The organism is Brevibacillus sp. NRRL NRS-603, from assembly GCF_003013445.1.
GTDB lineage: Bacteria > Bacillota > Bacilli > Brevibacillales > Brevibacillaceae > Brevibacillus > Brevibacillus formosus.
Genome location: NZ_PXZN01000126.1, coordinates 1 through 3,799, shown reverse-complemented (window position 1 = coordinate 3,799; position 3,799 = coordinate 1). Strand labels below are relative to the sequence as shown.

General features: G+C 47.3%; 6 protein-coding genes. 1 reads left to right on the top strand and 5 read right to left on the bottom strand.

The window, feature by feature from the left end:
- The 4 genes from C7R94_RS29040 to C7R94_RS29025 all read right to left on the bottom strand — a co-directional run.
- A partial coding sequence (locus C7R94_RS29040) for an AAA family ATPase (protein WP_146142854.1) occupies positions 1-598 on the bottom strand: 598 nt, incomplete at its 3' end.
- Positions 591-1,118, bottom strand: coding sequence for a hypothetical protein (locus tag C7R94_RS29035; RefSeq protein ID WP_106785974.1), 528 nt, complete (start codon positions 1,116-1,118; stop codon positions 591-593). The genes C7R94_RS29035 and C7R94_RS29040, both read right to left, overlap by 8 nt.
- Positions 1,119-1,270: 152 nt before the next feature.
- Positions 1,271-1,750: a cell wall elongation regulator TseB-like domain-containing protein gene (locus C7R94_RS29030; RefSeq protein ID WP_106785973.1), complete on the bottom strand. Its 480-nt coding sequence runs from the start codon at positions 1,748-1,750 to the stop codon at positions 1,271-1,273.
- 29 nt (positions 1,751-1,779) lie between these two features.
- The gene (locus C7R94_RS29025) at positions 1,780-2,478 is read right to left on the bottom strand and encodes a hypothetical protein (protein ID WP_106785972.1); all 699 of its coding nucleotides are present in this window, start codon (positions 2,476-2,478) and stop codon (positions 1,780-1,782) included.
- Positions 2,479-2,611: 133 nt separating this feature from the next.
- On the opposite strand from C7R94_RS29025, the gene C7R94_RS29940 reads away from it, so the two are divergent.
- Positions 2,612-2,791, top strand: coding sequence for a hypothetical protein (locus tag C7R94_RS29940; RefSeq protein ID WP_133257456.1), 180 nt, complete (start codon positions 2,612-2,614; stop codon positions 2,789-2,791).
- A gap of 62 nt (positions 2,792-2,853) precedes the next feature.
- On the opposite strand, the gene C7R94_RS29020 is transcribed toward C7R94_RS29940, so the two are convergent.
- Positions 2,854-3,799 (bottom strand): amidohydrolase (locus C7R94_RS29020; protein WP_106785971.1); only part of this gene is annotated, 946 nt, incomplete at its 5' end.

Genomic DNA, 3,799 nt, shown 5'->3' with positions numbered 1-3,799 from the left:
TCAAGGTTTGATCGTATTCACGCTGCTGTTGACCGTCCCTCTTTCCACCGACGACATCGATTTCATCAATAAAAATAATGGCGCTGTCTTGCCCATTTTTCTCTGCTAATGCCTTCGCTTCCTGAAACAATTCACGTACGCGTTGTGCACCGACACCGACGTACATCTCTACAAACTGCGAACCTGATGCCGCAACAAAAGCAGAATTTGTATAGTTCGCAGCCGCTTTTGCCATCAGGGTCTTACCCGTACCAGGAGGTCCTGTCAAAAGAACACCTTTGATCGGGCGAATCCCGTACTGCTCTATTTTGTCCTTATACACGAGAAAATCAAGCGATTCTTTCAGTTCTTTTTTGGCGCGTTCCTGTCCACCGATATCGGCAAATTGCACGTCCGATTTCGGCAGCTCATGCTTGTTTACTTTTCTTTTCCCACCAAGGGCAACATTCCCGCCTTGTCCATTTTGCTGGCGGATGACCAGAAAATAAATCGCACTCAGTACGGCTCCGAACACCAAGAATGGCGTAATGTTTACACCTAGAAAAACAAGAAAAATCAACAGTGCAGGTACGACGCCGATTAGTATTTCTTTACGCACGTGCCGTCACCTCTTTTTCAATCGAACGGGGGATGATGGTGTAGAAATCCTCCGTTCCTTTTTTCAAGTAAACATAAATATTCTCGTCATCCATCAATGCAGATGCTTCGTCGAGCTGATTCCCCTTTTTCCATTGTTCCACGAGGGCTGGAATGCGGCTATATTCATGCAACTCCACCGCTTCTGTAAGCACAAATTGACCGCTCTGCCAGATATCGTTCATCGTTGTCGACTGGTTGTCGACGTCAATGACCACTTCTTTTTCCCCTGCGATCTTTTGTGTTTCCGCTAGCAGATTACGATATTCTGCTGGAAAAGCGTCTGGTCTTGTAACAGTTACATCTATTTGAATTTTATCTTTGCTGATCAGCAAATTGCCCAATGTTGCGGACTGCATCTGTCCTATTTCTGCACGGATTGGCTCCTCAATCTCCATCTTTTGATACAAAAACCATCCGCCGAACAGGAGTGCCAATGTTGCCACCAAAGATAATCCAATTGCGCTCTTTTTCAACTGCACGGCTACTCCCCCCATAAATATCGTTCTCGTTTTCTCTCTATGCAACATCCACAGTATATCATATGAGTATATCAATTTCTTATACAGATGTTGGATGGAATGACAAACAGGCCTTCTCCCATAAGGAAAAGGCCTGTCGTTTTGCAAGCGTCTTAGGTTGGCGCGAGCACGTATGAAGTTAACAAAGCGCCAGTGAATAAATCATAGTGAATGTAGTGAAAACGACCGTCTTTGTCTTTGACAGTTACTTCCCAAAATTTCTTATCGTTTTCGAGACCAGGAACCAAATGAGTGATCTCCGATTGCGGGAAGGACTTGTAAACCGCCTCTTCTACATTCTTTTTTGGAACAGCAAGATCCATGCGATCGAAGCTAACTTTCTGATCGGTCATCCAAGCTACTACTTGTGTCCCCGCCTTATTTTTCCCAATGACGACAGCGTAGCTCTCCTTGCCTCGATATTCATTAATGGATTCAATCTCCGTGATCGTCGTACGATCGTTGACCCACTGACGAACGGTCTCCTCAAATTGATTGCGCGCTCCTGCTACAGAAGCCGTCAGGTGATAGGCGAACCCAGCTCCCGTAAGTAAAATGACGGCTACGATTGATAGGATAATTCGTACTAACACAGCAAAGTAACTCCTTTACGTGGCTGACATTACAATCGGAATCGAAGCTGGTCTCTCTTCACTCCAACTGCCGTTTGTATTTGCAAATCCAGCTCCAGTTGACGAAGCTGCCCCGTAGTTGATTCGTACCATAGTTGGTAATTGACTTTCATTCCGTTCGCGACATCCGAAGTCAAATCATGAATAGGGAAGGATGGGCCTAGCCACATCGATAATAGCGAAGAGACTTTCTCAGATGGAACCGCTATCCGATATCCACTCCATCCTTGCCCCGCGGTATCCTCAAGACGTTCAGGACTAACCGATTGCAAAACTCCCTTGAGCAATACTGCGTGCTCATATGGGGTGAACATCGCATACGGCAGTGCAGCATGATCCTGTATCTGGCCATCCATTCGCACCGATACTGCCTGCCCATCTCTTCTTGCTATTTCGAGCTGGTGGCCACCGATTTCTCCTGCGAGCTGAAATTGTTCATTTTGATATCGCCCATGCAAGGTCTGATCCTGCATGTAAACCAGAAATGAGCGTTCTTCGTCCTTCGTGATCTGCTCCAAAAGCTCCGTTACCGTCGTCTGCTCCGTCCCCGTTGTTTGTCTGACCGCAGACGCAGTACCTGTACTGCTTGTATTGGCTGATCTACTTACTGTCCCCAATACAACCCCGAGGAGAAATAGACCGAGTAGGATTGGAATGAGCCACCACAGCATTTTGGGCCGGATGTACATGTCGTCCCCCCTGTCCCATTTTTGTCTTTAGCCTATGCTATACGGGAAGGTTTTAGAACGACACGGAAAAGTTGCTAATCATAGCTTAAGGTCGAGCGGTCATACTACACATACACCCCGAGGAGGTGAGCGCGTGACATCTTCGCAACAAACCACATCTCCTGACATACTTGGGTTTCTGTTACAGGAATACCGCGTCTCCTGGGCAGGATTGTCGTCTCCCTTGCGTCAATGGTCGCACACACCCACTCTTCATTTTCGCCATCATCTCCTGACAAAAGCTGTGGCAAAAATGAACAACGGAACGTCGTAGTATCAAATTCCCCTACCTACACCTGTACTGCCTTACTCCTGTCCCCACCTGACAGGAGCCTTTTACCGTTTTAACGTTTGGAATACGCGGTTCGCTTCGTAAATCGCGCGCTCCTCATCGATGGTCAACAGCTTATGATTACGCATTAAGAATTTACCTGCTACAATCGTATCTTTCACATCTCGTCCATTTGCAGCGTACACTACGTGTGAAATCGGTTGGTGTGCCGGGTGGAAATGGGCTTGGTGGCTATCCAGCACGATCAAGTCAGCTTGCTTGCCTACTTCAATGCTTCCGAGCGTTTCCTCTTGGAACACCCCTTCTGCACCATAACGAGTAGCCATGCGTAGTGCTTCCTCTGCTGGAACCGCTACTGGATCGTTGTTCACACCTTTGTGCAGAATCGCAGCGAGCTTCAATTCCTCAAACAAATTCAAATTGTTGTTGCTTGCTGAGCTGTCGGTACCCAGCGAAACGCTTACGCCTTTTGCCAACATTTTCGGAACAGGTGCAACACCGCTTGCCAGCTTCAGGTTGCTCACTACATTATGAGAAACTCTCACGTTGTATTTTGCCAAAATGTCGATTTCTTCATCCGTTAGGTGAACAGCGTGCGCGACGAGTGTTGGACGGTTGAACATTCCCAGCTTTTCCAAATGAGCAACTGGACGCAGTCCGTAGTCCTTCTCGTTTTGACCGACTTCCCAAGCAGTTTCAGACATATGGATATGAAGCGGCAAAGACAGCTCATCGGCTTTTTCGATAATTTGGGTAATAAATTCTGGCGAGCAAGTGTACGGCGCATGCGGTGCCATCATGACGGTAATACGCCCGTCTGCCTGATTATGCCATTCTTTTGCAAAAAGAGTCGCGTCTTTCAGCTTTGTTTGACGTTCTTCTTCAGAGCACAGACCGATCATCCCTCGGCAAAGGCGGGCACGCATTCCAGCTACATCGACTTCCTTCGCCACAACATCCATGTGATCATACATATCCACAAACGTGGTG